Annotated in this window: 20 protein-coding genes, 1 tRNA gene and 3 pseudogenes; 10 read left to right on the forward strand and 14 right to left on the reverse strand. The window is 70.6% G+C overall.

What is annotated here, in order from left to right; genetic code table 11:
- Window positions 1–79: 79 nt before the first annotated feature.
- Complete coding sequence (locus ACZ39I_RS23880) at window positions 80–943, reverse strand: MurR/RpiR family transcriptional regulator (RefSeq protein ID WP_393603456.1); 864 nt, start codon at window positions 941–943, stop codon at window positions 80–82.
- Between the two features lie 5 nt (window positions 944–948).
- Entirely contained in the window at window positions 949–2,466 is a 1,518-nt protein-coding gene (locus tag ACZ39I_RS23885) for an aromatic amino acid ammonia-lyase (protein ID WP_467246324.1), read from the reverse strand.
- Between the two features lie 223 nt (window positions 2,467–2,689).
- Between ACZ39I_RS23885 and ACZ39I_RS23890 the strand changes: the two genes are divergently transcribed.
- Window positions 2,690–3,121: a hypothetical protein gene (locus ACZ39I_RS23890; protein WP_467246937.1), complete on the forward strand. Its 432-nt coding sequence runs from the start codon at window positions 2,690–2,692 to the stop codon at window positions 3,119–3,121.
- An 8-nt stretch (window positions 3,122–3,129) separates the two neighbouring features.
- Here ACZ39I_RS23890 and ACZ39I_RS23895 read toward each other — a convergent pair.
- A pseudogene (locus ACZ39I_RS23895) lies at window positions 3,130–3,342 on the reverse strand (short-chain dehydrogenase); the annotation flags it as partial.
- A gap of 5 nt (window positions 3,343–3,347) precedes the next feature.
- A pseudogene (locus ACZ39I_RS23900) lies at window positions 3,348–4,977 on the reverse strand (nuclease/transposase family protein).
- Between the two features lie 199 nt (window positions 4,978–5,176).
- Between ACZ39I_RS23900 and ACZ39I_RS23905 the strand changes: the two are divergent.
- Window positions 5,177–5,563: pseudogene (locus ACZ39I_RS23905) on the forward strand (MmyB family transcriptional regulator); the annotation flags it as partial.
- A gap of 346 nt (window positions 5,564–5,909) precedes the next feature.
- Here the strand turns inward: ACZ39I_RS23905 and ACZ39I_RS23910 are convergent.
- Window positions 5,910–7,298, reverse strand: a complete 1,389-nt coding sequence (locus ACZ39I_RS23910; protein ID WP_467246325.1) for a cystathionine beta-synthase — start codon at window positions 7,296–7,298, stop codon at window positions 5,910–5,912.
- 162 nt (window positions 7,299–7,460) lie between these two features.
- On the opposite strand from ACZ39I_RS23910, the gene ACZ39I_RS23915 reads away from it, so the two are divergent.
- The 3 genes from ACZ39I_RS23915 to ACZ39I_RS23925 all read left to right on the forward strand — a co-directional run bounded on the left by ACZ39I_RS23915 (window position 7,461) and on the right by ACZ39I_RS23925 (window position 10,965).
- Complete coding sequence (locus ACZ39I_RS23915) at window positions 7,461–8,516, forward strand: SGNH/GDSL hydrolase family protein (protein WP_467246326.1); 1,056 nt, start codon at window positions 7,461–7,463, stop codon at window positions 8,514–8,516.
- A 160-nt stretch (window positions 8,517–8,676) separates the two neighbouring features.
- Window positions 8,677–9,897: an acetyl-CoA C-acetyltransferase gene (locus tag ACZ39I_RS23920; RefSeq protein WP_352388229.1), complete on the forward strand. Its 1,221-nt coding sequence runs from the start codon at window positions 8,677–8,679 to the stop codon at window positions 9,895–9,897.
- Window positions 9,898–10,182: 285 nt separating this feature from the next.
- Window positions 10,183–10,965 carry a hypothetical protein gene (locus tag ACZ39I_RS23925; protein ID WP_467246938.1) on the forward strand — a complete coding sequence of 261 codons (783 nt, stop codon included), beginning with the start codon at window positions 10,183–10,185 and terminating at the stop codon, window positions 10,963–10,965.
- Window positions 10,966–10,987: 22 nt separating this feature from the next.
- Here ACZ39I_RS23925 and ACZ39I_RS23930 read toward each other — a convergent pair whose 3' ends face one another.
- Window positions 10,988–11,299 (reverse strand): hypothetical protein, encoded by a 312-nt coding sequence (locus ACZ39I_RS23930; protein WP_352388231.1) that lies wholly within the window; start codon window positions 11,297–11,299, stop codon window positions 10,988–10,990.
- A gap of 104 nt (window positions 11,300–11,403) precedes the next feature.
- On the opposite strand from ACZ39I_RS23930, the gene ACZ39I_RS23935 reads away from it, so the two are divergent.
- A complete protein-coding gene (locus tag ACZ39I_RS23935; RefSeq protein ID WP_020120819.1) occupies window positions 11,404–11,634 on the forward strand; it encodes a DUF4287 domain-containing protein in 231 nt (76 codons plus the stop codon).
- A gap of 74 nt (window positions 11,635–11,708) precedes the next feature.
- Here the strand turns inward: ACZ39I_RS23935 and ACZ39I_RS23940 are convergent, their stop codons facing one another.
- From ACZ39I_RS23940 to ACZ39I_RS23965, 6 genes are all read right to left on the reverse strand, one after another.
- The gene (locus ACZ39I_RS23940; RefSeq protein WP_467246327.1) at window positions 11,709–12,599 is read right to left on the reverse strand and encodes a Bax inhibitor-1/YccA family protein; all 891 of its coding nucleotides are present in this window, start codon (window positions 12,597–12,599) and stop codon (window positions 11,709–11,711) included.
- A gap of 148 nt (window positions 12,600–12,747) precedes the next feature.
- Window positions 12,748–13,923 carry a 4-hydroxybenzoate 3-monooxygenase gene (locus tag ACZ39I_RS23945; RefSeq protein WP_467246328.1) on the reverse strand — a complete coding sequence of 392 codons (1,176 nt, stop codon included), beginning with the start codon at window positions 13,921–13,923 and terminating at the stop codon, window positions 12,748–12,750.
- Between the two features lie 156 nt (window positions 13,924–14,079).
- Window positions 14,080–14,754, reverse strand: coding sequence for a hypothetical protein (locus tag ACZ39I_RS23950; protein ID WP_467246329.1), 675 nt, complete (start codon window positions 14,752–14,754; stop codon window positions 14,080–14,082).
- 191 nt (window positions 14,755–14,945) lie between these two features.
- Window positions 14,946–16,871: a zinc metalloprotease gene (locus ACZ39I_RS23955; protein WP_467246330.1), complete on the reverse strand. Its 1,926-nt coding sequence runs from the start codon at window positions 16,869–16,871 to the stop codon at window positions 14,946–14,948.
- A 106-nt stretch (window positions 16,872–16,977) separates the two neighbouring features.
- Window positions 16,978–17,196: a hypothetical protein gene (locus ACZ39I_RS23960; protein ID WP_007382551.1), complete on the reverse strand. Its 219-nt coding sequence runs from the start codon at window positions 17,194–17,196 to the stop codon at window positions 16,978–16,980.
- A gap of 52 nt (window positions 17,197–17,248) precedes the next feature.
- On the reverse strand, window positions 17,249–17,464 hold the full coding sequence (locus ACZ39I_RS23965) for a hypothetical protein (protein ID WP_352388241.1): 216 nt from the start codon (window positions 17,462–17,464) through the stop codon (window positions 17,249–17,251).
- Between the two features lie 232 nt (window positions 17,465–17,696).
- Here ACZ39I_RS23965 and ACZ39I_RS23970 point away from each other — a divergent pair, with 232 nt between their 5' ends.
- On the forward strand, window positions 17,697–18,077 hold the full coding sequence (locus ACZ39I_RS23970; RefSeq protein ID WP_467246331.1) for a transcriptional regulator: 381 nt from the start codon (window positions 17,697–17,699) through the stop codon (window positions 18,075–18,077).
- An 856-nt stretch (window positions 18,078–18,933) separates the two neighbouring features.
- Window positions 18,934–19,194, forward strand: coding sequence for a hypothetical protein (locus ACZ39I_RS23975; RefSeq protein WP_467246332.1), 261 nt, complete (start codon window positions 18,934–18,936; stop codon window positions 19,192–19,194).
- 47 nt (window positions 19,195–19,241) lie between these two features.
- Here the strand turns inward: ACZ39I_RS23975 and ACZ39I_RS23980 are convergent.
- Window positions 19,242–19,325 (reverse strand) — tRNA-Leu (locus tag ACZ39I_RS23980).
- A 390-nt stretch (window positions 19,326–19,715) separates the two neighbouring features.
- Between ACZ39I_RS23980 and ACZ39I_RS23985 the strand changes: the two genes are divergently transcribed.
- On the forward strand, window positions 19,716–20,486 hold the full coding sequence (locus tag ACZ39I_RS23985) for an ABC transporter ATP-binding protein (RefSeq protein WP_352388246.1): 771 nt from the start codon (window positions 19,716–19,718) through the stop codon (window positions 20,484–20,486).
- Window positions 20,486–23,014 (forward strand): ABC transporter permease, encoded by a 2,529-nt coding sequence (locus ACZ39I_RS23990; protein ID WP_467246333.1) that lies wholly within the window; start codon window positions 20,486–20,488, stop codon window positions 23,012–23,014. Before ACZ39I_RS23985 ends, ACZ39I_RS23990 begins: the two co-directional genes overlap by 1 nt.
- A gap of 208 nt (window positions 23,015–23,222) precedes the next feature.
- Here ACZ39I_RS23990 and ACZ39I_RS23995 read toward each other — a convergent pair whose 3' ends face one another.
- A complete protein-coding gene (locus ACZ39I_RS23995) occupies window positions 23,223–24,521 on the reverse strand; it encodes a class I SAM-dependent methyltransferase (protein WP_467246939.1) in 1,299 nt (432 codons plus the stop codon).
- Window positions 24,522–24,619 lie beyond the last annotated feature (98 nt).

Below are 24,619 nucleotides of genomic sequence, written 5' to 3' on the forward strand. Positions count from 1 at the left end.
CGCCTCCTCGTCGTCCTGGCACAGTCCTGCCGGTCCGGGAGAGTAGCGAGCGAACGTGAGACGAGTGTGAAAAAACGCCCTACTCGACGAAGAGTCCGCGGGAAGCGGCCCGCACGTCGAACTCCTCAAGCCGGGCCTGCGCGTCCGGCAGGTCGTCGCACATCGCCTCCAGCAGCACCCGGCCGAGCAGCATGGGCGCGCAGGCCGTGTCGAAGGCGAGGCCGGTGCCGACGGCGGCGGGCAGCAGCAGGTCGGAGACCTTGGCGACCGGGGCGAAGGCGGAGTCGGCGACCGTGACGACGCTCAGGCCCGCCTCCTTGGCGTAGGCGAGGGTGTCGACGACCTCGCGGGGGTGCCGGGGCAGCGCGAAGCACAGCAGGGCCGAGGCGCCCGCGCGGACGGCGGCGTCGATCCGGTCGTGGATCATCGTGCCGCCCTCGTTGAGCAGCCGTACGTCCGGATGGACCTTGGCGGCGAAGTACGCGAAGCCGTACGCCTGGGAGGCGGCGGCCCGCAGCCCGAGCACCGGCAGCGGGCGGGAGGCGGCGAGCAGCCGCCCGGCCCTCTGCACCGGCCGCGGGTCGGCGAGGACCTCCGCCAGATGCCTGAGGTTCTCGATCTCGGCCTCGACGGCCTGCTGGTACTCGTTGTACGACGCGGAGGCCGCCGTCTGTTCGGCGGGCGCGACCTCGCGCAGGTGCCGGCGCAGGGCGGGGTAGCCGTCGAAGCCGAGGGCGACGGCGAAGCGGGTGACGGAGGGCTGGCTGACCCCGGCCAGTTCGGCCAGCTCCACGCTGGACAGGAACGGCACGTCGGCGGCCCGCCGCACCATGCTGTGCGCGATGCGCCGCTGGGTCGGCGTGAGCCGGTGCCCCTCGAACAGTGCCTGCAGCCGTCCCGCGGGCGTGTCCGTCACACCCGCCCCGCCCATCGCCCCGCCCATGTCGCTCATGCCTCGATCCCCCTCCAGATGTCCGTGAACCGGTCGAGCAGCGCGGCCGCCGCCGTCACGTCGCCCGTGAGCGGCCGGTCGGCCGGGTCCTCCTCGAGCACCGCCTCGGCGAGTTCCAGCGCGCGGCCCACCGGGAGGTCCGGGTCGGGCCGGAGGTCGCGCTGGCGCAGCGCCCGTACGGCGGCGACGAGTTCGCAGCCGACGACGAGACGGTACGCGCCGCACGCGCGCAGTGTCTGACGGGCGGCGAGCGAGGCGAAGCTGGCCTGTTCCTCGACGCCCCGGGAGAGTACAGCGTGGCCGAGCGAGGCGGGCGCGGAGAAGGCCCGCAGATCGCCGAGGGCGGCTCCGGCGGCGTACTCCAGGATCATCACGCCGGAGGAGGCGGGCTCCGGGTCGGCGAGGAAGGGCCTGAGGCGGGTGAAGGCGGGCTCGTTGAGCGTGGAGAGCCGGGACGTGGACAGACGGGCGACCTGGGTGAGGGCCAGTCTGAAGTGGTCCAGGGCGAGGGCGAGTTGGGCCTGGTAGAAGCCGCCGTGGTGGTAGGCGGCCATGTCCTCGGGACAGATGAGGGGGTTCTCGGCGGCCGCGTTGATCTCGATCGCGAGGACCTCCTCCAGGGCGTCGGCCGCGTCGTGGGCGGGCCCGTGGATCTGGGGCAGGCACCGGAAGCCGTACGGGTCCTGGATGCGGCCCAGCGGTGGGGTGGGCCGGTCCTCCGCCCCGATCAACTTGCGCATCCGCCGGGCCACTTCGACGGACCCCCGGTGCGGCCGGGCCGCGTGCACGGGAGCGGCGTACGCCTCGTGCGACCCGTCCACGGCCAGCAGCGACAGCGCCCCGACGACCTGCGTGGCCTCGACGAGCCCGCGCAACTCGTGCAGCGCGAGGGCGGCCTGGCCGAGCGTGAGGGCGTTGCTGCTGATGAAGGCGAGGGCGTCGTTGTTGTCGAGGAGCTGGGGCTCGGGGGCGCCGGCCTCCCTCCAGGGATGCTCCCCCGCCAGCGCCAGTCCCACCTGGGCCAGTGCCGCGATGTCCCCGGTGCCCACCGAGCCGAACTCGTTGACGACCGGGTACGTGCCGCTCTCCAGCGCCTCGCACAGGGCCGTCACGACGGTCGGCCGCAGCCCCGCGCCTCCGGCGAGCAGTTGGTTGGCCCGTACCGCGAGCATCGCGCGGACCTGCCGGGCGGGGAGTTCCTCGCCGATCGCGCCGGCGTGGCTGCGCAGCAGCCGCAGCCCGTGTTCGGCGGCCGCCTCGGTGGGCACGTCCTCGTTCCGGTTCGCGCCGACGCCGGTCGAGCGGCCGTAGACGCGCCCGGTCGCGGCGATCTGGCGGGCGGCGTCCCAGGACTCCGTGACGCGCTTCATCGCTTCGGTCCCGGGCACCGGCCGCGCGCTCCCGTCGGCGAGGCGGACCACGTCCGCGACGTCGAGAGCGATCCCGTCGAGGACCATCAGACCGGTGTGCCCGACCGCGACGGGATCCGGCGCGTCCACGATCCGAGACGACATCTGACTCGAACTCCCCTCGTCGCGGACACCCGACCATGCCTGGAAGTCATCGGTCACCCCGGGGTCGACCCCGGACCGTGACAACCTATTCACCTATCGAGAACTCTGCATGATGTTATGCAGCCAGGCAAGGGACAACCTAGGAAGGACCCCCGCCGCAACAGGGGGGATAACCCCAGTGCAGCGGGCGTTCCGGCTGCCTACCGTGGGCTCCATGACCCCAATGGATGAGCGGGACCCCGAACTCAAGAAGGAACTCAACGCCACCCTGCAGGCCCGCAGGGAACTGGGCGAGGAGTACGAGTCCGCGCTGGTCGACTCGTTCCTGGAGAAGGTCGACCAGCGGATCGACGGCGCCGTGGACCGCCGGCTGCGCCGGCAGCTCGCCGAGCAGCAGATGGTGACGGCCCGGGGCGCCCGTTCACCCAGGCCCACCGACTCCTTCGGCGAACGCTTCGGCTTCGGCATCGTCTCCCTGGTGCTGGCGATCCCGCTCTCCGCGATCGGCGGCGGCATCGCCCACCTGCCCGGCCTGCTGGTCTCCTGGGTCGGCATCGTCGGCGTCAACGCCTTCCAGGCGCTGCGCGTCAACCCGGACCTCTTCCGGGGCCGCCGCGCGAAGCAGTCCTCCCAGAGCAGCGACTGGGAGGGCTGACCCGGCGCTCACACCTGCGCGGTCGGCAGCACCATGACCTGCCGCAGATTGACGTGCCGCGGCCGGCTGGTGACGTAGGCGACGAGGTCGGCGAGCTCCGCGGCCGCCAGCGTGCCCATCGCCTCGGCCATCCCGACGACCTGCTCCCGCAGCCCGTCGTCGTCGATGTGCGTGGCCAGCTCACTCTCCGTTAGCCCCGGCTCGATGTTGGTGACCCGCACCGTTCCTAAAGACTGAGCGGGAGTGAGTCCTGTTGCCAGGATTCATGCTCAGCCGAACGCTCCGAACGGTGTTGGGCGTTCTCGTTGCCCGCGTTCGCTCCGCGGTCCGGCGGCACGCATCTGGTGCGTGGTCCGGGAACGGGAGGGCGGGGTCCCTCACGCCCAGGGACACACCGGTCAGCCTGGACGGTCCGATGCCCCGCACGATCACTCCGGTCGTGAGGGGGCGGTGCCGTCCGTCGCCGGATCGGATGCCCTTGGGCGCGCCTGCCGATCGCCACGGCGGCAACGTCGTGGCGGGTCGTCTTGCGGTTTGTGCTGGTGAGGGGCTTCTGCCAGTGCTGGGCGCCCCACTTGGAGGTGTAGGCCGGGTCGACCGCGATGATCGCGATGCCGGTCTGGTCAGCCATCGAGGTCAGCCGGGTGCGGAGTCTGCCGGTGGGCATGCCGGAGATCAACTGCCGGAAGCGGCGCTTACGTCCCTGCTTCTCGCGCGTTTTCTCCGCCGTGAAGTCCAGGTCCTCGACCGCGATGGCCTTCACGCCGCAGGTTGTGGCCCAGTGCAGGAGCCGGGTGAGGGCGTGACGGACCTGGGCGTCACGGTGATCGGCGGTGCCGGTGAGGTCGAAGAAGAACCGGCGCGGGCTGCCGGTCGGGTTGCCATGGGTATCGAGGCGCCATGCGGCCAGATGATCGGCGTTCATGTCGACGCCGATCACACCGTGCGCGAGCGCGGCGGCCAGCGGCACGGTGTGGCAGACCGGGATCCGCCAGGACGCGGTCACATACCAGCGGCCCCGGCCGGTGTCGTAGTGGATGCGGTAGGCGACGGCCCGGTTGGCCGCCACCCGGTCCGCCCACTCCTGCCCCCGGTGCGCAAACCGCACGTTCGCCGTGAGGATGTACCGGCCGTGCGGGGCATTGGCCAACTCCCTCAGCGGGGCGGGGAGTTTGATGCTGACCTCGCCGTCCGGGCTGATGCGGATCGTCTCGTTGCCGTACCGCTTCCCGGACTCTCCGTCCGCCTGCACAAACCACCGCTCCGCCTCCCACCGCTGGCGCCACTGAGCCTCGGTCAGCTGCGCGTCAGACAGGTGATGGCGAGTGCGGGCCAGGTGCTTGCCGCCGCGTACGACGTGCACCATCCCGGCCTCCCAGTCGGCCCGCGCGCGCTCCAGCCGGTCCTCCAGCACCCGCAGGCGGCGGGACTTGGCATGCCACTCCCGCGTGCTGCGGTAGCCGCCCGGCGTGTTCTTCGAGCCCTTCGCGCCGACCGGCAGCGACAACCGGTGCGTGATCGTACGGATCCCCGCCTCAAGGGACTGGATGTGGGCGAGCTGTCCGGCGGGCCAGCGCCCACTGGTCATGCGTGGCCTTGGTGAGCGAACCCGCCCACCGGGACGACGACACCCCCGTCAAAGCCCGCTTACGCGCCGCCCACGTCTGCGCGGAATGCTCCAGACCCTGCCCGCACCGCACCCTCAGATCCCGGGAGGCGAGGGATCCGAGGTGCGCGCCCACCAGCGCGAGGACCTTCTCATCGGCGGGCGTGAGCTGCTTGAGCCTCGTACGGACCGCCACCCCCGAAGGACTGGGCACGACGAACGACGCCACAAGCTCCCGCAACCCACCCACCCCACACCCCCCAAACCGCCCCTCGAAAACCCGCTCACCACACCCAACGAGCCCAACGCAGAAAGGTCACCCGTTCGACGGACGAACTCTCATTCACTTCGCACGACAACCCCACCCAACCCCGCGCCAGGAACTTCCACACTCACTCACACACGACAGAAGGCACTCGTACGCAGTCGAAACCCAGCAGTTCCCAGCCCCCGCCTTCGTCCTCGGGCCCAGGATGGACGTGCTTACCCGGAACGCCCTCGCCGATACGCTGAGCGGCTACAGCCGCATGGCTCCCGCACGCCGCAACATCGTCCGCCAGCTCTTCCTGGAGCCCGAGGGCCGCGACCTCGTCGGCGAACTCTCCCTCAAGAGCGAGGACTTCCGCCGACTGTGGGCCGACCACCAGGTCAAGGCGTGCATGTACGGCGTCAAACGCGCCCGGCACCCGGTGGCGGGCCTGCTAACCCTGCCGTACGAGTCCCTGGTCCTGCCGGAGACCCCCGACCGGACGCTCGTGGCATACACGCCGGAGCCGGGGTCGGAGACGGCGGAGAGGCTTGCGCTGCTTGGCAGTTGGGCCAGTACGAGCGCGTAGGAAAAAAGCAGAAAAGAGCAGAAGGATATGCGCGGGGACCGCCGCACCCCCGTTACCGGGGGGCGGGACGACGGCGGTCCCCGCGAGGGACGTGGACCGGGTCAGGCCAGGTCTCACGTCCGGCGTCCATGGAGGTCCGGGAGCCGCTCCGGAGGTCCTTGGACGTTCGGCGCCGGCCGGGGCGGGGAGCCGCTCCCGCCCTGCCGACATCCACCAATGTGCCGGACCCGTGTTAAGCGTGTGCTGCGCGGACGTGACGCCCTCGTACCAGTTCCGCGAAGTCCACCCTTTCGGTAGGAAACCGCAAGTCCGCCGCCGTCATCCGGGGTTCACCGGACGTTTGCCGCTACTTCCCGCCCTTGGCGAGGAAGGCGAGCAGGTCCTGGCGGCTGATGACTCCGGTGGGCTTGCCCTCCACGAGGACGATCGCGGCGTCCGCCGAGCCGAGGACCGACATCAGGTCGCCGACCGGTTCACCGGAGCCCACCTGGGGCAGCGGGGCCGACATGTGCTTCTCCAACGGGTCCTCCAACGAGGCCCGCTGGGTGAACAGGGCGTCCAGCAACTCGCGCTCGACGACGGAGCCGACGACCTCCGCGGCCATCACGTCCGGGTGACCGGCGCCCGGCTTGACGATCGGCATCTGCGAGACGCCGTACTCCCGCAGCACCTCGATGGCTTCGCCCACCGTCTCGTCCGGGTGCATGTGGACGAGAGAGGGGATGGCGCCGTGCACCTTGTCGTTGAGGACGTCGGCGACGCGGGCGCTGGGACCCTCGTCCTCCAGGAAGCCGTAGTCGGCCATCCACTCATCATTGAAGATCTTCGAGAGGTACCCGCGTCCGCTGTCCGGGAGCAGGACCACCACGACGCCGTTCTCGTCCAGGCGCTCGGCGACCCGCAGGGCCGCGACGACGGCCATGCCGCAGGAGCCGCCCACCAGGAGGCCCTCCTCCTTGGCGAGGCGGCGGGTCATCTGGAAGGAGTCCTTGTCCGACACCGCGACGATCTCGTCGGCGACGGTCCGGTCGTAGGCGGTCGGCCAGAAGTCCTCGCCGACGCCCTCGACGAGATACGGCCGCCCGGACCCGCCGGAGTACACGGACCCCTCGGGGTCGGCGCCGATCACCTGGACCTTGCCGTCACTGGAGTCCTTGAGGTACCGGCCGGTGCCGGAGATGGTGCCGCCGGTGCCGACGCCCGCCACGAAGTGGGTGATCTTCCCCTCCGTCTGCTCCCACAGCTCGGGGCCGGTGGAGTGATAGTGCGAGAGCGGGTTGTTGGGGTTGGAGTACTGGTCGGGCTTCCACGCGCCGGGCGTCTCGCGCACCAGCCGGTCGGAGACGTTGTAGTACGAGTCCGGGTGCTCGGGGTCCACGGCGGTCGGGCAGACCACGACCTCGGCGCCGTACGCCCGAAGGACGTTGATCTTGTCGGTGGACACCTTGTCGGGGCACACGAAGATGCACTTGTACCCCTTCTGCTGCGCCACGATGGCGAGCCCGACCCCGGTGTTGCCGCTGGTCGGCTCGACGATGGTGCCCCCGGGCTTCAGTGCCCCGCTCTCCTCCGCCGCCTCGATCATGCGCAGGGCGATGCGGTCCTTCACGGAGCCGCCGGGGTTGAAGTACTCGACCTTGGCCAGGACGGTCGCCTTGATGCCCTTGGTCACGCTGTTGAGCCTCACCAGCGGGGTGTTGCCGACGAGGCTGATCATCGAGTCGTGGAATTGCACCGTTGTCTCCGGATGCTTGCAAAAGAAGTGGTCCTAGTGGTCCAGCCAGCCTATGGCCTGATCGGGCGCCATGACGGCCGTTCACTCCCCGTGGGGATTGGGCCACCGTCCGTGCGGGGCAAGGAGTGGGTGTAGCGCGTACGACGGAGGTGGCGGCGACGTATGACGAGCATGTCGAGGGCGAGGGTGGCCCGCCGGATCGCGGCCGGCGCGGCATACGGCGGCGGCGGAATCGGTCTGGCCGGCGCGGCGGCCATGGGCCTGCTGCTGGCGGAGGTACGGCTGGCCAGGCGGCAGGTGGCCAACGGCACGACGACGCCGCACGTCCCGCGGGCCGAGGGCCGGTACGGCCACGTCTATGCCACCGCGGGCGATCCGGCCCTGCGGCTGACCATACTGGGCGACTCGACGGCCGCGGGCCAGGGGGTCAACCGGGCGGGCCAGACGCCGGGCGCGCTGCTGGCGTCGGGGCTGGCTGCGGTGGCGGAGCGTCCGGTGGAACTCCGTAATGTCGCCCTTCCCGGGGCCACCTCGGACGATCTGGACCGGCAGGTGACGCTGACGCTGGCGGACCCCGAGCGGATCCCCGACATCTGCGTGATCATGATCGGTGCGAACGACGTCACGCACCGGATGCCGGCGACGCGTTCGGTGCGGCATCTGTCCTCGGCGGTACGGCGGCTGCGTACGGCCGGGGCTGAGGTCGTGGTCGGTACCTGTCCCGACCTGGGGACGATCGAGCCGGTCCAGCAGCCGCTGCGGTGGCTGGCCCGCCGGGCCTCGCGTCAGCTGGCGGCAGCCCAGACGATCGGCGCGGTGGAACAGGGCGGCCGCACGGTGTCGCTGGGCGACCTGCTGGGACCGGAGTTCGAGGCGAATCCGCGCGAGCTGTTCGGTCCGGACCACTACCACCCCTCGGCGGAGGGTTATGCGACGGCGGCGATGGCGGTGCTGCCGACGGTGTGCGCGGCCCTGAGCCTGTGGCCGGCCGACGAGGACCGTCCGGACGTCTCGCGCCGTGAGGGCTTCCTGCCGGTGGCGAGGGCGGCGGCGGAGGCGGCCTCGGAGGCGGGCACGGAGGTCGCGGCCGCGATGCCGACGGGCCCGACGGGGCCCTGGGCACTGCTGAAGCGCAGGCGGAGGCGGCGGGTGCGGGCGATGGAGCCGGCTCCTGCCGCGACCGCCAATCCGGGCGATCCCCGTCCGTCGGGTGTGTGAGGGGCGGGGATCCGGGTGGGGGTGGCGGGGGTGGCCGAGGCGAGGAAAGCAAGCGCTTAGACATAGGTCACACCGTCATCCCCGTGACCCAGGCCATACGTACGGGTAACTTCCCAAGCAGCCCAGTCGGAAGAACACCCCGTACGCCAATGGAGCCGTGATGCCCGAAGCCGTGATCGTCTCGACCGCCCGCTCCCCCATCGGCCGCGCCGTCAAGGGCTCGCTCAAGGACCTGCGCCCCGACGACCTCACCGCCACGATCATCCAGGCCGCCCTCGCCAAGGTCCCCGAGCTGGACCCGCGCGACATCGACGACCTGATGCTCGGCTGCGGCCTCCCCGGCGGCGAGCAGGGCTACAACCTGGGCCGCATCGTCGCCGTGCAGATGGGCATGGACCACCTGCCGGGCTGCACGATCACCCGTTACTGTTCCTCCTCGCTGCAGACGAGCCGCATGGCCCTGCACGCCATCAAGGCCGGCGAGGGCGACGTCTTCATCTCGGCCGGTGTCGAGACGGTCTCCCGTTACGCCAAGGGCAGCTCGGACGGCCTCCCGGGCACCACCAACCCGCTGTTCGACGAGGCGCAGGCCCGCACCGCGGCCACCGCCGCCCAGGAGGGCACGACCTGGCACGACCCGCGCGAGGACGGTCTGCTCCCCGACCCGTACATCGCGATGGGCCAGACCGCCGAGAACCTGGCCCGCCTCAAGGGCATCACCCGCCAGGACATGGACGAGTTCGGTGTCCGCTCGCAGAACCTCGCCGAGGAAGCCATCAAGAACGGTTTCTGGGAGCGCGAGATCACCCCGGTCACGCTGCCCGACGGCACGGTCGTCTCCAAGGACGACGGCCCGCGCGCCGGTGTCACGCTCGAAGGTGTCCAGGGCCTCAAGCCGGTGTTCCGCCCCGACGGTCTGGTCACCGCCGCCAACTGCTGCCCGCTCAACGACGGTGCCGCCGCGGTCGTGATCATGTCCGACACCAAGGCCCGCGAGCTCGGTCTGACCCCGCTCGCCCGCATCGTGTCGACCGGGGTCTCGGGTCTGTCTCCCGAGATCATGGGTCTGGGCCCGGTGGACGCGTCGAACCAGGCCCTGCGCCGCGCCGGTCTCACGATCGACGACATCGACCTGGTCGAGATCAACGAGGCGTTCGCCGCCCAGGTGATCCCCTCCTACCGCGAGTTGAACATCCCGCTGGAGAAGCTGAACGTGAACGGCGGCGCGATCGCCGTCGGCCACCCCTTCGGCATGACCGGCGCCCGGATCACCGGCACACTCATCAACTCCCTCCAGTTCCACGACAAGCAGTTCGGCCTGGAGACCATGTGCGTGGGCGGCGGCCAGGGCATGGCGATGGTCATCGAGCGCCTGAGCTGATTCCCAACTCTCCGTGTGCGTACGGGGGCCGAGTGTCACCCTTCGGCCCAGAACCTGGGAAACTCCAAGGTTCTGGGCCGATTTGTGATCCAATCTCCCTCAGGATGTGACCTATCTCCCTCCCCAGAGGGATTTGCGCAGCTCAGAGCCGTTTCACCACGAACCCCGGGCTCAAAGCCCTGTCCGATTCGTGACGTTACGCACTGACAGCTGGATAGTCCGCCCTTCAAGCTGATGTAGGAAGTCGGGGGTCGACTTTGAACCGGGAGTACGTCAGTGAGCGCCATGCCGATCGCCTTGCTGGTCACCACGGCCGCCACGGGCGCCGTGGGCGTCGCTGTTCTGCGCACCCTCATGGTGCTGCGCCGACAGGTCGCCGCCCTGCACGCCGAGCTCGCCAGGAACAACCCCGTCTCCGCGCGGGGTCTCGTACCGGCCGCCCGTCCCGCCGCTGACGTCGACGAGATACGCGCCGCTGTGGCCGAGGCCCTCGCCGAGGAGCGCGAGCGTGAGCTCGCCGAGGCGCGGGCGTTCTGGGCCGCCCAGGAGGCCCGTGAAGCCTCCGACGCGCCCTCGCTGCTCGGTCTGCCCGACAGTGAGCTGTTCCTGCCCCGGCAGGCCGATTTCGTGGGCCTGGAGCCGCTGGAGTCGGTGTCGGAGTCCTCGGCCGACACGGACGAGTTCGCCGGGGAGAGTCCCGAACTGGCCGCGGCCCGGCGCCGCCACCCCTCCCACCCGGACTTCGTGCCGGTCGGCTCACCGACCGTGAGCGACCATGAGCGCACGGTGGCGACCCTGGAGGAACTGGCCGCCTCCGGCACCGAGCTGGCCGATGTCCGCCCGGGCCCGCTCGGCACCCTGGACGTCTATGTCTTCGCCGACGGCACGACCCTCTGCATGACCCCGGGCCACCGCGAGACGGCCGAGCGCCTCTCCGCGGCCCTGCGGGCGGGCGAGACCCCGGTGCTCCTGGGCGGCTCGGGGGTCTCGGGCGCGTACACGCTGACGTTCGCCTGCGGCGAGGAGAACGTCTACATCCTGGCCGACCGGGTCATAGCGTCCCTGTAGGAGCCGGGCTGCGGCGCGGGAGTCACACTCCGGCACGCCGCTGGGCCTGCGCCACCAGTTCCAGTGCTTCTTCCACTTGGCCCTCGTCCGTCAGGACGAGGGCCAAGTCGTGCACGGCCACGGTGATCTGGTCGGCGGCGGCGAACATGCCCACGTCCGGCATCTCGCGCGGCTCGGTCCCGGGCTCCTCCAGGGCCTGCGTCCGGCGGGCGAACTCCCGGGCCAGGCCCAGTGCTTCGGCGGCGGCGCCCCGTTGCAGCCGGCTCTGCGGAGCGGCCCGCAGACGGTCGGCGAAGTGGTCCACAGCCCGGGTCAGACGCGAAGTATCAGCCACCGGCCAACCGTACGTGTCCCACCGGGACTGTTGCCAACGGGCGAAGGCTCAGGCACGGTGACCTGAAGGACCGGCTTACATCCCCTTTGCGTCCGGAGGCGCCGATGTCCCACGTCCTCTCCGAGGAGACCCACCGCAACATGCTCGCCCGCATCCCCCATTGCACCGGTCGTGAAGTCTCCGACTGGCTCCGCACCGTCGACGAAGGCCCGGCGCTCTTCCGCTTCGAGGAAAAGGTCAGCTGGCTCCGCCACGAACACAACCTCGCGTACGGCCACGCCAAGGCGATCATCCACGAGTACGACCTGAGGAGGGCCGCGCGCAGGTACTTCTGAGCTGCGCACATGCCGAAGGGCCCCCGGTTGCGACCGGGGGCCCTTCGCCGTACGAACCGTGCGACCGTCGAGGACTAGTCGCTGCTGTTGAGGATCGCGACGAGTCGCAGGAACTCCATGTAGATCCACACCAGCGTCAGCGTGAGACCGAACGCGGCCAGCCACGCCTCCTCGCGCGGGGCGCCGTAGGCGATGCCGTCCTCGACCTGCTTGAAGTCGAGGGCGAGGAAGCACGCACCGAGCAGGACACCGATGATGCCGAACAGGATGCCGAGGCCGCCGCTGCGGAAGCCGAGGCCGTCACCGCCGCCGAAGGCGGCGAACAGCAGGTTGACCACCATCAGCAGCATGAAGCCGAGCGCGGCCGCCATGACGAAGCCGTAGAACCGCCGGTTGACGCGGATCCAGCCGGCCTTGTACGCCACGAGCACGGCGGCGAAGACCGCCAGCGTGCCGATCACGGCCTGCATGGCCGCGCCGCTCGCGATGCGGTTGTCGACCACACTGGAGACGACGCCGAGGAACACACCTTCGAACGCGGCGTACGACACGATCAGCGCGGGCGAGGCCTTGCGCTTGAAGGACTGCACGAACGCCAGGACCATGCCGATCAGCGCGGCACCGATGCCGATGCCGTACGAGCGGCCGATGTTGGCGTCGTCGACGGGCAGCAGCGCCCAGGCGAGCGCGGCCGTGACGATCAGGATGCCGAGCGTGGTGCCGGTGCGCAGGACGACGTCGTCCATCGTCATCCGGCCGGTGGTCACCGGGGTCTGCGGCGGCGCGCCCTGCTGAAGGTCCTGGGCATAGGGGTTGGTCGCGTACGGGTTGCCCTGCGGCTGCGCGTAGGGGTTGGCCTGCGTGCCCACGGCTGCGGCCCCGGCCTGCGGCGCGGTGTTGAAGCCCGCGTAGCCGTTGTCGCGGCTGAACCCCCGTCGCGAGAAGACCGGGTTGCTGCTCCTCATTTCACTCCTCCATGGCCACCGTGTGTGGACCTTGCCCTCAAGAGTAATGGGTAGGCAAAGGAATGACCCTAGTGCTTGAGGAGGATCTTCCCTCGATGTGCTGGCCAACACGCTACGCGTACGCGTGATTCCCGGCACCGGAGGGGCCTCACTCGAAGGGGAAGCCGGTGTAGCCCTCGGCGAGGTCCGTCTCGGCGGCCCGCGACCCGGCGATCCGCTCCAGCCGGGCCCGCTGCAGCCGGTCCTCGAAGGGAGTGGCGTCGGGCGCCCGGTGCAGGAGGCTCGTCATGTCGTACGAGAACCGTTCGGCCTGCCAGACCCGGCACAGGCAGGTCTCCGAGTACGCGTCGAGGCGCTCGGCCGAACCGGTCTCCTGCTGGTGCGTCAGCGCCCTCGCGAAGGTCACGACGTCCCCCACGGCGAGGTTCAGGCCCTTGGCGCCGGTGGGCGGGACGATGTGCGCCGCGTCGCCGGCGAGGAAGAGCCGGCCGTGGCGCATGGGCTCGTGGACGTAGGAACGCATGGGGGTGACCGACTTCTGGGTGATCGGTCCCCTGTCGAGCTTCCAGTCGTCGTCCGTCTCCAAGCGGCGCTCCAGCTCGCCCCAGATCTCCTCGTCGCCCCAGCTCCCGGCGTCCGTGCCCTCCGGGACCTGGAGGTAGAGCCGGGAGACGGACGGGGAGCGCATGGAAAGCAGGGCGAAACCGCGGTCGTGGCGGGCGTAGACGAGTTCGTCGTGGGAGGGCGGGACGTCGGCGAGGATGCCGAGCCAGGCGAAGGGGTACGTCCGCTCGAAGACCTGGGTCAGTTCGGCGGGGATCGCCTTCCTCGCCACTCCCCAGAAGCCGTCGCAGCCGACGACGTACTCGCACTCCAGGACGTCCTCGCGGCCCTCGTGCCGGAACCGGACGCGCGGGGTGTCGGTGTCGGCGCCCTCGACGGCCAGGGCCTCCGCCTCGAACAGCAGCGGGCCGCCGTCCTTCAGCTGGAGGGCGATGAGGTCCTTGCAGACCTCGGTCTGGGCGTAGACCATCACGGACCGGCCGCCGGTGAGGGCGGGGAAGTCGACGCGGTGGCGCTTCCTGTAGTGGCGCAGCTCGATGCCGTCGTGCGGGAGTCCCTCGCGGTCCATGCGCTCCCCCGCGCCGGCCGCGCGCAGCACGTCGACCGTGCCCTGCTCCAGGATGCCGGCGCGCTGGCGGTGCTCGACGTAGGCGCGGTCGCGGCTCTCCAGGACGACCGAGTCGATGCCGGCGTTGTGGAGGAGCCTGGCGAGGAGGAGGCCGGCGGGGCCGGCTCCGATGATGCCGACGGTGGTGCGCACGGGCGTTCCCTTCGGAGACCTCTGTGGTCGCTGTTCGCCTGGTGAAATTTCTTTCATTTTCGTGTGGCGAGTCTGCGCCCGAGGTCTGCCGATGTCAACGGTCTGTGCGGCCGCCGGACCCGCGGAAGGCTGCCGCGGGTCCGGCGGCCGGACGGGTCAGCGGCCGGGCCAGCCGTCCAGGTGGCGGTGCATGGTGACGTCCTCCTGCGCGTCTCCCTTCGGGGCGTGGGCCACGGCGTCCTCGAGGACGGTGTTGACCTCGGCGGCGAGGGCGTCGGCGCGCGTGCGCAGGTCGGTCGCGGGGACGTCGGAGCGGGTCAGGGCGTCCAGTCGGCGGTGGATGTCGGCGAGTTGGCGGCGGTGGGCGGAGTCGAGGGTGAGCGGGGCGGGTGTGGAGACCACGAACTGGTAGGCGCCGGCCAGGGTCTGGCAGCCGGTGCAGCTCTTGTTGGCGGCGTCGCTGAGGTTCACGGCGTTCAGTCGGGTGTGCTCGCCCGCGACGGTGACGATCTGGAACGACAGCGCGACCGAACGGCAGTCGTCGTCGGCGGTGCAGCCCGAGGAGACCGCGTTGGCCTGGTTGCGCACGGAGGCGGCGTTCACCTTGCCGAACTGCCGGATGGTGAACGAGTCCTTCTCCTCGGTGTGGTCGTGGCGGTCGGCGTGGCTGAAGACGTGGTCCGACGCGACGGCGACCTTGGCGGGCCCGCCGGTGGCGGCCTGCGCCGGCACGGCGGTCGCCACACCGGCGACACCGGCGGCGAACAGCCCCACGCGAACGGCACGCCGGGTCAATGGGCTGGAGGTACGGGGTTTTCGGTGGCTGCTCAAGAGGTCTCCTTGGGTGGATGGATGAGTAGGGGCGCGGGGCGGGAGGGGGTGTGGGAGGCGGGATACGGGCCGTCGGCCCGCGGCGGGGACACGGGCTGTCAGCCCACAGCGGGGATACGGACCGTCAGCCCACGGAGGCAGGCGGCCACCGGTCCTCCCCCCGCCGTCCGATCGGTTGTCGCCCTTCCCCCTCAGGACGCCCCTGGTGACCCGCTGGCCGCTGATGGTGACGGCGTCTCGACGGGTGAGGGCGGGATGCTCTCCGACGGGATCGGGGACGAGACGGGGGCGGCCGGTTCCGTGCCCGGGGAGGACGGCTCCGGGTCCGCCGACGTGCCCTGCGAGGACGCCGGCCCACGGGAGGAACCGCCCGACGCCGAGCCCGGTGCTGTCGCCGACGACGCCGGTGCGGCGGACGTCGAGGCGTCGGAGGACGCCCCCGGGGTGGGCGAGGCGGAGCCCTGGGAGCGGCCCGCCGCCGTGGGTGAGTCCGCCCCGGGGCCGGTGCCCGCCGGGTCGTCCGAGGTGTCCGTGTCCGACGTCGAGGCGTCGCCGTCGGGGGTCGTGGCCTGCCGGGGCCGTGGTTCCTCCGTCGAGACCCCGGGCTGGAGGATCGGCGCGATCGGGGGCTTCTTCGGGAGCGGCTGGGGCGTCAGTCCGGACGTCCAGGCGTAGCTGAGACCGGTCAGCCCGGCGAGGACCACCGCGCACAGCGCCACCCGCAACCGGGGCCGCCCCGCCGTGGACCGCTTCGCGGCCCGCAGGATCCGCCCCCCGATCTTCACGGTGAGATAGACGACACCGCCCATCGGGATCAGCAGCATCAGACAGCCCAGCACCCCGACGAGCCCCTCGACGAGCCGGCCGTCCGCGAAGGCCGACCCGGTGCCGGAGAACTGCTCGACCATGGACCGGGTCATCGTGGCGATGATCCGGGGCAGGTTCCACAGCGCATAGCCCATCTCGCCGATGATCAGCGGGACCATGGTGAGCACCCACGCGGCGACGATGGTCCGCGCCGACTTCTTCAGCCCGGCGACCTCTTTGCGCGCGGCCCGCCCCTTCCTGCCCGGCACCAGTCCGAGCAGGATCGGCTTGATCTTGCCGTAGAGGTCCGGGACCCCGGCGAGGTCACCGAGGATGTAGTAGCCGTCGAGGCGCACCGCCGGCATCAGCTGTTCGAGGATCTCGAAGTGCCCGAGATACACGGCGGCCAGGAAGAACGGCTCCCCCGTGGCGAAGTACAGCCCGGCCATGCCGAGCATGAAGACCACGTTGAAGTAGACGCCGCCCAGGTCGGTCCTGATCCGGCCGCCGCGTCCGATCCGGTACACGTCCGTCACGTCCGTGTACATCGACGGCCAGATGAGGAAGATCCCGCAGCCGATGCACCCGGGCCGGGCGCCGCCGTAGCTGCACGCGGAGGCGTGGCCGAACTCGTGGAAGACGAGCGAGGCCACGGTCAGGGCGAAGACGACGAGGATCAGCACCGGCTGGTCGAGGACCTCCAGGACCGGCTCGATGGCCCCGAAGAAACCGAACAGCCAGACGTCCATGGCCACGGTCGTGAGCAGCACGGCCGCGACCACGACCGGCCGGTGCAGCCACGCGAACATCCGCGCGATCCGGGCCGTGCGCCGCTCGTCGAAGATGATCCGGTGGCCCTTGAGGGCGAGCAGCAGGTCGGAGCGCGGCGCGTCGACCTCGTCGCTCTCCTGGCCCTCGGGGACCGTGACCCCGAGCGGTTCGAGCTTCTTCTCCACCAGGAAGCGGATGTTCTCGCCGCTGACCTCGCGGCCGAATCTCGCGCTCACCCGGTGGGCGATCGACTCGGTGTCGCGTACGCCGTCCACGGACGACGCCACGAGGTACAGCAGCCGCGACAGCTGTACGACCTGCCCGTCCCCCCGACGGGCGATGTACTTGGGCTCGGTGAAGCCCGATCCCTGGTACTCGCCGTGCAGTCGCAGTCCCGCGCTCAGCCGCGGCACGAGCCGCTGGTCGACGACCGGCAGGCTGCCCGTCGCCACCTGCTCGTACGTCACCGGCCAGCCGCCCGGCCCGGGCACCGGTCCCGGGTCGTACAGCGTCGGGGGCCCGTCTCCGAGCACTGTCATATGTGGTCTCCCCCCACGTCCTCCCCGCTCCCCCCTGGCACGGCCGTCGGGGTGGACCGCACCGCTGGTACGGGCGGCCCACCCCGACGGCCGGATCACGCCGGCGCTACTGCTTGACGACGATCGACTGCGAGGCCTGCGACTCGGCGACCGAGTAGGAGGAGTGGTCGTTGAGCGCCGCGGACTGGTTGTCCGCCTGGATGTTGGCGATGTGCTTGGTGACGTTGGTCGTCTTGTTGAAGCTGAACTTCAGACGGCCCAGGGCCTCGCGGCCCGGCAGCAGCTCGGCGGACTCGGTCTCCAGCTCGTGCATGTCCATGCTCATGTCGGACGTCCTTTCAGGTGATGCGGATCGGGTTCGAGATGGTGCGCGGGTGTTACTGGGTGACCGTGATGTTCTGGCCGGCCTGCGAGGCGGCGGCCGAGGCCAGGGAGTGGTCGTTGACGGCCAGGGACGAGTTGTGGGCCTCGACGTTGGCGATGTGCTTGGTGACGTTGGTCGTCTTGTTGAAGCTGAACTTCAGACGGCCCAGGGCCTCGCGGCCGGGCAGCAGTTCCGCGGACTCGGCCTCGAGCTCGTGAGCGTCCATCATGATCAATTCCCCCTCAGGGATGGGCATTTCCGGTCGGACCGAGTCAGGTTCCCCCCACACTCTGTCCAACTTGGTCGGACGTGCTGTCCAACGAGATTGGACACTAGGGCCTCGTGGGGCCAGTGCGCAACCCGTTCGGGGAATCACCCTTTCGGCGGCGGGTGGGGCCGCCCGTAGAATCGGCCCCGACATGGACGGTTCCGCCGAGCGGCGAGCAGGAAGTGACCCACCCGTGGCCAACGCACTCCAGCAGTTGATCCGTGAGCGCCTGGACCGCAAGGGCTGGTCCTACGGCGACGTGGCGCGCCGCGGCGGTATCCCGCGCTCCACCGTCCACCACCTGGCGACCACCGACCGCGTCGTCCGCATGCCTCAGTCGACGACCCTGGAGGGACTGTCCAAGGGCCTGGAACTCCCGTTGGACACCGTCCGCCGCGCCGCCGCGGAGGCCTGCGGCATCCACGTGTACGGCACCCCGGCCGGCACCGTCGCCCACCCGGCCGACCCCGAGGTGGACCTCCTGATCGCCAGCCTCCAGAAACTCTCACCCGACGACCGCCGCCACGTGGCCGCCCTTGTGGATTCCCTGCTGGACCGCACCCCCAAGAAGTAGCCGCCGACCCCCGCCCCCACGCCGGGCGGGCGGCCGTCCGGACCGACCCCGGGCCGACTCGCGGGGGCCGAGGCACCCGGCTCCGCTCAACGCATACGGAGCTCCCGGCCGGCTCACGCCCACCCGGACGCGCCGCAAAGCGGCCCCCGGTCGGCCCGCGGGGGCGAGGCCCCGGCTCCGCACAGCGCATGCGGACCCCCGGCCGACCCACGCCGGAGCCACGCCCACCCGGCCGCCGCCGAGCGGCCGCGGGGGCTTGAGGCACCCGCCTCCGCTCAACGCATACGGGGCGACCCACTCCCGGCCGACCCACGCCCACCCGGACGCCGCCGAGCGGCCGCTCGAGCCACCCCACCCAGGCCGCGCTTCCGGCCCCCGCACCACGCGAGTGACCACCGGAGACCGCCCGCCCGAGGCCGTATCGCACGACCGCCCCCAAGGGACCGACTCCGCGCCGCGCACACGGCCACCCGGAGCCCGCCCGCCGCGGCGCCGGCCCTCCGGAACAACCCGCCGCGCGCCCCGGCCGCCCTACCCCGTACGGCTCACGCCGCCCGCACCGCACAAGCGACCACCCGAACACCGGCCCACCCGGATCCGCGCCGGCCCGCCCTGCACGCGCGCCCCCCGCGCCCGCGTCTTCCGAGACCACCCCAAGCGCGCAACCCCCCGCACCCCGCGCCCCCCAAGTGACCGTCCGGAAGCCGGTCCCGGCGCTCCGCGATCGCGGATGTTCACTCTTCCGAGGAGTCGGAAAAAGAATTCGACTGTGCCCGAAAGTGCCGGACTCCCCCGCTAGTCTCTCGTCCTGCCCGAGGAGTGAGAGCCGTACGACCCCGGGCTCCCAGGGGGGAATGTGTTGTTCGTGCATGGCGGGCCGGCCACGGCCGTGGTCCGCGGGCCCGCCGGAGAATCAGTCGTTCTGCTCTCCGGTGAGCTGCCCGAGGTACTGACCGATCAGTCAGTGACCGAACTCGTGCAGCTGGCCGCCGCCGTCCTGGACGCGGACGAGCTGCCCCTGTTCCACACCTGCCTGAGAACACTGCGCCGCGACGGCCTGCGCGCCGGCCGCCGGATCGAGATCGACGGTGCCGTACTGACCGTCTACGAGGGATGACGACAGGACATCCGGCCCACGCGTGAGAACTCGCGTGGGCGGAAAAGTGCCCGGAGCCGGACTTGAACCGGCACGCCCGCGAAGGGGCAGCGAGGTTTAAGCTCGCCGTGTCTGCATTCCACCATCCGGGCAGGCCATGGGCTCCGCGTCGAGGTTCCGAGCCTATCGGGATACATCCCCCGAACAGCGGACGGGCGGACCGATGTTGTCTTATTTTATTGGCGCCTGAGGGTGCATCAGACCGTGGAACACGCCATCCGCACTTGCCAATAGCGTTACGTGCGGCACCCGGCCGCGCATGCGGAATGACGGAATTTCACCGCCCGAACGAGGACGCTCCACCTGTTCTTCGCGCATGCCCCCGTCAGGGGCCACCGTCATCCCCAGGTATGACACCGAGCGTCGCGGTCCCTCCGAAGTCTGCCTTCGGAACCAGAACTGCGGCTGACTACACGACGGGATCCGGCGACCACGATGGAAGACGTCCTTCAACGATGTCGTCCCGCTAGGAGTTCCATCCCGTGACCACCACAACCGTCGCCGGCCGGCCCACCACCGTGGCCGCACGCGCCACGGATCTTTCGAAGATCTACGGACAGGGCGAGACCCAGGTGGTCGCCCTGGACCGGGTCACCGTCGAGTTCCGTCAGGCCGAGTTCACCGCGATCATGGGCCCGTCCGGTTCCGGCAAGTCCACGCTGATGCACTGCGTGGCCGGCCTCGACACCTTCTCCTCCGGTTCGGTCCGCATCGGCGACACCGAGCTGGGCTCCCTGAAGGACAAGCAGCTGACCAAGCTGCGGCGGGACAAGATCGGCTTCATCTTCCAGGCGTTCAACCTGCTGCCGACCCTGACGGCCCTGGAGAACATCACCCTCCCGATGGACATCGCCGGCCGCAAACCGGACAAGCAGTGGCTGGAGTCGGTCATCGGGATGGTCGGTCTGCGGGACCGCCTCAGCCATCGCCCCGCCCAGCTCTCCGGCGGCCAGCAGCAGCGCGTCGCCGTCGCCCGGGCCCTCGCGTCCAAGCCCGACATCATCTTCGGTGACGAGCCGACCGGAAACCTCGACTCGCGCGCCGGCGCCGAGGTCCTGGGCTTCCTGCGCAACTCGGTCCGGGAGCTGGGGCAGACGGTCGTCATGGTGACCCACGACCCGGTGGCCGCGGCGTACGCGGACCGGGTGGTGTTCCTCGCGGACGGCCGGATCGTGGACGAGATGTACAAGCCCACGGCCGACAACGTGCTTGATTTCCTGAAGCAGTTCGACGCGAAGGGCCGCACCTCCTGATGTTCCGCACCGCCCTGCGCAACGTACTCGCGCACAAGGCCAGACTGCTGATGACCGTGCTCGCCGTGATGCTCGGCGTGGCGTTCGTGTCCGGCACCCTCGTCTTCACCAACACCATCTCCGAGGCCTACCAGAAGAGTTCGGCCAAGGGCTTCGACCAGGTCGACGTCGCCGTCACCGCCAAGTCCCGTGAGGACAAGGGCAACACGATCGGGAAGAACCCCGACCTGACCCAGGCGCTGCTCGAGAAGAGCGCCGAGGTTCCGGGCGCCGCGAACGCCATCGGCGTGGTGAGCGGCTTCACCGCCATCGCCGACAAGGACGGCAAGCTCGTCGGCGGCGGCTTCCAGTCGCAGGGCGGCAACTACTACGGGGACAAGGACCCCCGGTACCCGCTCGCCGAGGGCGCCGCACCGCACGGCGCGAACCAGGTCGCGATCGACTCCGAGACGGCGAAGCGGGCCGGCTACAAGGTCGGCGACACCGTACGCATCTCGGTCGACGGCCCGGTCCTCAAGCCGGTCGTCACCGGCATCTTCACCACCGACGACGGCAATGTCGCCGCCGGTGGCAGCCTCGCGCTGTTCGACACGGCCACCGCCCAGAAACTGTTCGGCAAGCCCGGGACGTACGACGAGATCGACGTGAAGGCGGCCTCCGGAACCTCCCAGACCGCGCTGCGGGCGGCACTGGACAAGGCGCTCCCCGCCGATCTGGTGGAGACCGAGACCGGGAAGGAACTCGCCGACAGTCAGGCCGAGTTGATCTCCTCCTCGATGGCCGGTCTCAAGCAGGGCCTGCTGGTCTTCGCCGGTATCGCGCTGTTCGTCGGCACCTTCATCATCGCCAACACCTTCACCATGCTGGTCGCCCAGCGCACCAAGGAGCTGGCCCTGCTCAGGGCGGTCGGCGCGTCTCGCAGGCAGGTCACGCGGTCGGTGCTGATCGAGGCGTTCGTGGTGGGCCTGATCGCCGCCGTGACGGGTCTCGTGGCCGGCATCGGCATCGGGGCCGGGCTCAGGTCGCTGATGGGCACGCTCGGGGCGACGGTCCCGGACGGACCGCTCATCGTCACGCCGGGCACGGTGGGCACGGCTCTCGCGGTCGGCGTCCTGATCACCATGCTGGCGGCCTGGCTCCCGGGCCGCAGGGCCGCGAAGATCCCGCCGGTCGCGGCGATGAGCAGTGTGCACGCCAAGGCGACCACCAAGTCGCTGGTGCTGCGCAACACGCTGGGCGCGCTGTTCAGCGGGGCGGGGGTCGCCGTCATCCTGGCGGCCACCACCATGGAGGGCTCGGACGGCCAGGCTCCCATGGGCATGGGCGCGGTCCTGCTGATCATCGGCGTCTTCATCCTCACCCCTCTCCTGTCCCGCCCGCTGATCGCGGCCGCGGCCCCGCTGCTGCGTGTGTTCGGCGTCTCCGGGAAGCTGGCCCGCCAGAACTCGGTGCGCAATCCGCGCCGTACGGCCGCCACGGCCTCCGCGCTGATGATCGGCCTCACTCTGATCACCGGCATGACGGTGATGGCGGGCAGCCTGCAGAAGTCGATCGACAAGATGGCGTCGGCGGCCGTCAAGGCGGACTACGTCGTCTCCATGGCCAACGGCAACGAACTCTCGGCGGACGTCGAGAAGAAGCTGGCGAAGGTCGACGACGTCACCGCCGTCAGCCCGCTGCGCAACGCGGCCTCCCGCATCGACGGCGAGACCGAGTACCTGACGGGCGTCAACGGCTCCGCGATCGGTGAGCTGACCGACCTCAAGGTGGACGACGGCGCGTTCAAGGTCGGCGGCAGCGACGTGGTCGTGGACAAGGACACGGCCAAGTCCTATGGCTGGAAGGCGGGTTCGGCCTTCACCGCGCACTACGAGGACGGCAAGGCGCAGAAGCTCACCGTCGCCGGGGTCTACGAGGGCAACGAGCTGATCAGCGGCATCATGCTCGACACCGCGACGCTCAGTCCGCACCTGAGCGAACTGTCCGACATGCAGGTCATGCTGAAGACGTCCGACGGCGCCTCCGCCGCGGCCAAGGACCGGCTGGAGAAGGCCCTCGGCTCCAACCCGGCCATCAAGGTCCAGGACAAGAAGGACCTGTCCGACTCCATCGCGCAGATGTTCACGCTGATGCTGAACATGCTCTACGGCCTCCTGGCGATGGCGGTGATCGTCGCGGTCCTCGGGGTCATCAACACCCTCGCGATGTCGGTGTTCGAGCGTTCCCAGGAGATCGGCATGCTCCGCGCGATCGGCCTGGACCGCAAGGGCATCAAGCGGATGGTCCGTCTGGAGTCCCTGGTCATCTCCCTGTTCGGCGGGGTCCTCGGCATCGGCCTGGGCGTCTTCTTCGGCTGGGCGGCCGGTGAGCTCCTCGGCACGAAGATGGCTACGTACGAACTCGTCCTGCCCTGGGCCCGGATGGCGGTGTTCCTGCTGCTCGCGGCGACGGTCGGCATCCTCGCCGCCCTGTGGCCGGCCCGCCGAGCGGCCCGCATGAACATGCTGACCGCAATCAAGGCGGAGTAAGCCCAGTCACCCGTTCACCAGGAGGGGCCCGCTGCTCACCAACGGGTCCCTCCTCTTTGCTCAGAGAGGGGCGGTCCCCTCTTCCCATACGGCATCCCACCCACGGGAGCACGGCAACCTGCGGGGCACACGGGGCCACCACGGAGAGAGCGCTGGCCCCTCGCCGGCCGCCCGGCAGGGCCGCCGTACCCATGGGCGGGCGGCTGCGTCAGTTCCAGGTGCGGGGTCTCAGGGGCAGGCCGGAGGTGCCGGATTCGGGGGTTCTGATGGCGAGGACCTGGTTGACGCCGATGCGGTTGCGTTCGAAGGCGAGGGCGCTCGCGGCCATGTACAGCAGCCACACGCGGGCCCGCCCGGGGCCGGCGATCCGGACCGCGCGCTGCCACTGGGCCTCCAGGTTGGTGACCCAGCGGCGCAGCGTGTGGGCGTAGTGCTCGCGGATCGACTCGACGTCCCGCACCTCGAACCCGGCCCGCTCCAGCATGGTCACGGTGGTGCCGAGGGGGGCGAGTTCGCCGTCGGGGAAGACGTAGGAGTCGATGAACTCGTCGACGTGGTACGCCGATTCGTCGGTGTGCGGGCGCCGGGCGATCTGGTGGTTGAGGAGCCGTCCGCCGGGCTTCAACAGCTTGAGCAGGTCCTCGGCGTACTCCAGGTACCGTTCGGCGCCGACGTGTTCGGCCATGCCGACGGAGGAGATGGCGTCGTACGGCCCGTCGGTGACGTCCCGGTAGTCCTGCACCCGGATCTCGACGCGGTCGGTGAGCCCCTCGTCGGCGACGCGCTTGCGGGCGTAGGCCGCCTGCTCCTGGGAGAGGGTGATGCCGACGACGGTCACGCCGTACTCGCGGGCGGCGTGGATGGCCATCGAACCCCAGCCGCAGCCGACGTCGAGGAGTCTCTGACCGGCCGTCAGGCCGAGCTTGCGGCAGACGAGGTCCAACTTGTCGTGCTGGGCCTGCTCCAGGGTGCCCTCGGGTTCGGGGGCCGCCCAGTAGGCGCACGAGTACACCATCGAGGGACCGAGGACGATCTCGTAGAAGGCGTTGCCGACGTCGTAGTGGTGGCTGATGGCCCGTTTGTCGCTGCGCCGGGTGTGCGGATGGCCGCGGACCCGGCGGACCTCCTCGGGCGGCGGGGCGGGCGGCAGCGGCGGCCCGGCGAGGGCGACGAGTCCGCGTACCGCGGAGCGCACCTCGGGTTCGCGCAGGGCCTGCCAGAGGGTCCTGGCGTCCTCCCCGCGCTCCCACACGAGCCCGGAGATCAGGCCGAGGGCGGTGTAGAGGTCGCCGTCGACGTCCACGTCTCCCGCGACCCAGGCGCGGGCCAGCCCCAGCTCGCCCGGTTTGAACAGCAGCCGGCGTACGGCACGCCGGTTGCGCACGACGAGCGCGGGCGCGTCGGGCGGCCCGGCCTCCGAACCGTCCCAGGCGCGGATCCGCACCGGTAGCGGTACTCCCAGCAACTGCTCGAAGAGGGCTCTGAGCCGCAGCGCGGCACCTGCCATGGCGCACACCTCCGTGACGAGGATCCCGGAATTGTCCACCCGGGTAAACAGCGCCATGCCGGAGCGCAGTCCCTTCGGCGGGTCACGTCCGGGCAAAA

The organism is Streptomyces sp. NPDC024687 (genome assembly GCF_055559055.1).

What these genes read in the sequence shown, in the direction of transcription:
- ACZ39I_RS23955 (WP_467246330.1), bottom strand. Translation starts at nt 16,871, where the DNA reads ATGACAGTGCTCGGAGACGGGCCCCCGACGCTGTACGACCCGGGACCG.
- ACZ39I_RS23880 (WP_393603456.1), bottom strand. Translation starts at nt 943, where the DNA reads ATGGGCGGGGCGATGGGCGGGGCGGGTGTGACGGACACGCCCGCGGGA.
- ACZ39I_RS23935 (WP_020120819.1), top strand. Translation starts at nt 11,404, where the DNA reads ATGTCCCACGTCCTCTCCGAGGAGACCCACCGCAACATGCTCGCCCGC.
- ACZ39I_RS23990 (WP_467246333.1), top strand. Translation starts at nt 20,486, where the DNA reads ATGTTCCGCACCGCCCTGCGCAACGTACTCGCGCACAAGGCCAGACTG.
- ACZ39I_RS23890 (WP_467246937.1), top strand. Translation starts at nt 2,690, where the DNA reads ATGGATGAGCGGGACCCCGAACTCAAGAAGGAACTCAACGCCACCCTG.
- ACZ39I_RS23940 (WP_467246327.1), bottom strand. Translation starts at nt 12,599, where the DNA reads ATGAGGAGCAGCAACCCGGTCTTCTCGCGACGGGGGTTCAGCCGCGAC.
- ACZ39I_RS23960 (WP_007382551.1), bottom strand. Translation starts at nt 17,196, where the DNA reads ATGAGCATGGACATGCACGAGCTGGAGACCGAGTCCGCCGAGCTGCTG.
- ACZ39I_RS23915 (WP_467246326.1), top strand. Translation starts at nt 7,461, where the DNA reads ATGACGAGCATGTCGAGGGCGAGGGTGGCCCGCCGGATCGCGGCCGGC.
- ACZ39I_RS23925 (WP_467246938.1), top strand. Translation starts at nt 10,183, where the DNA reads ATGCCGATCGCCTTGCTGGTCACCACGGCCGCCACGGGCGCCGTGGGC.
- ACZ39I_RS23920 (WP_352388229.1), top strand. Translation starts at nt 8,677, where the DNA reads ATGCCCGAAGCCGTGATCGTCTCGACCGCCCGCTCCCCCATCGGCCGC.
- ACZ39I_RS23965 (WP_352388241.1), bottom strand. Translation starts at nt 17,464, where the DNA reads ATGATGGACGCTCACGAGCTCGAGGCCGAGTCCGCGGAACTGCTGCCC.
- ACZ39I_RS23995 (WP_467246939.1), bottom strand. Translation starts at nt 24,521, where the DNA reads ATGGCAGGTGCCGCGCTGCGGCTCAGAGCCCTCTTCGAGCAGTTGCTG.
- ACZ39I_RS23885 (WP_467246324.1), bottom strand. Translation starts at nt 2,466, where the DNA reads ATGTCGTCTCGGATCGTGGACGCGCCGGATCCCGTCGCGGTCGGGCAC.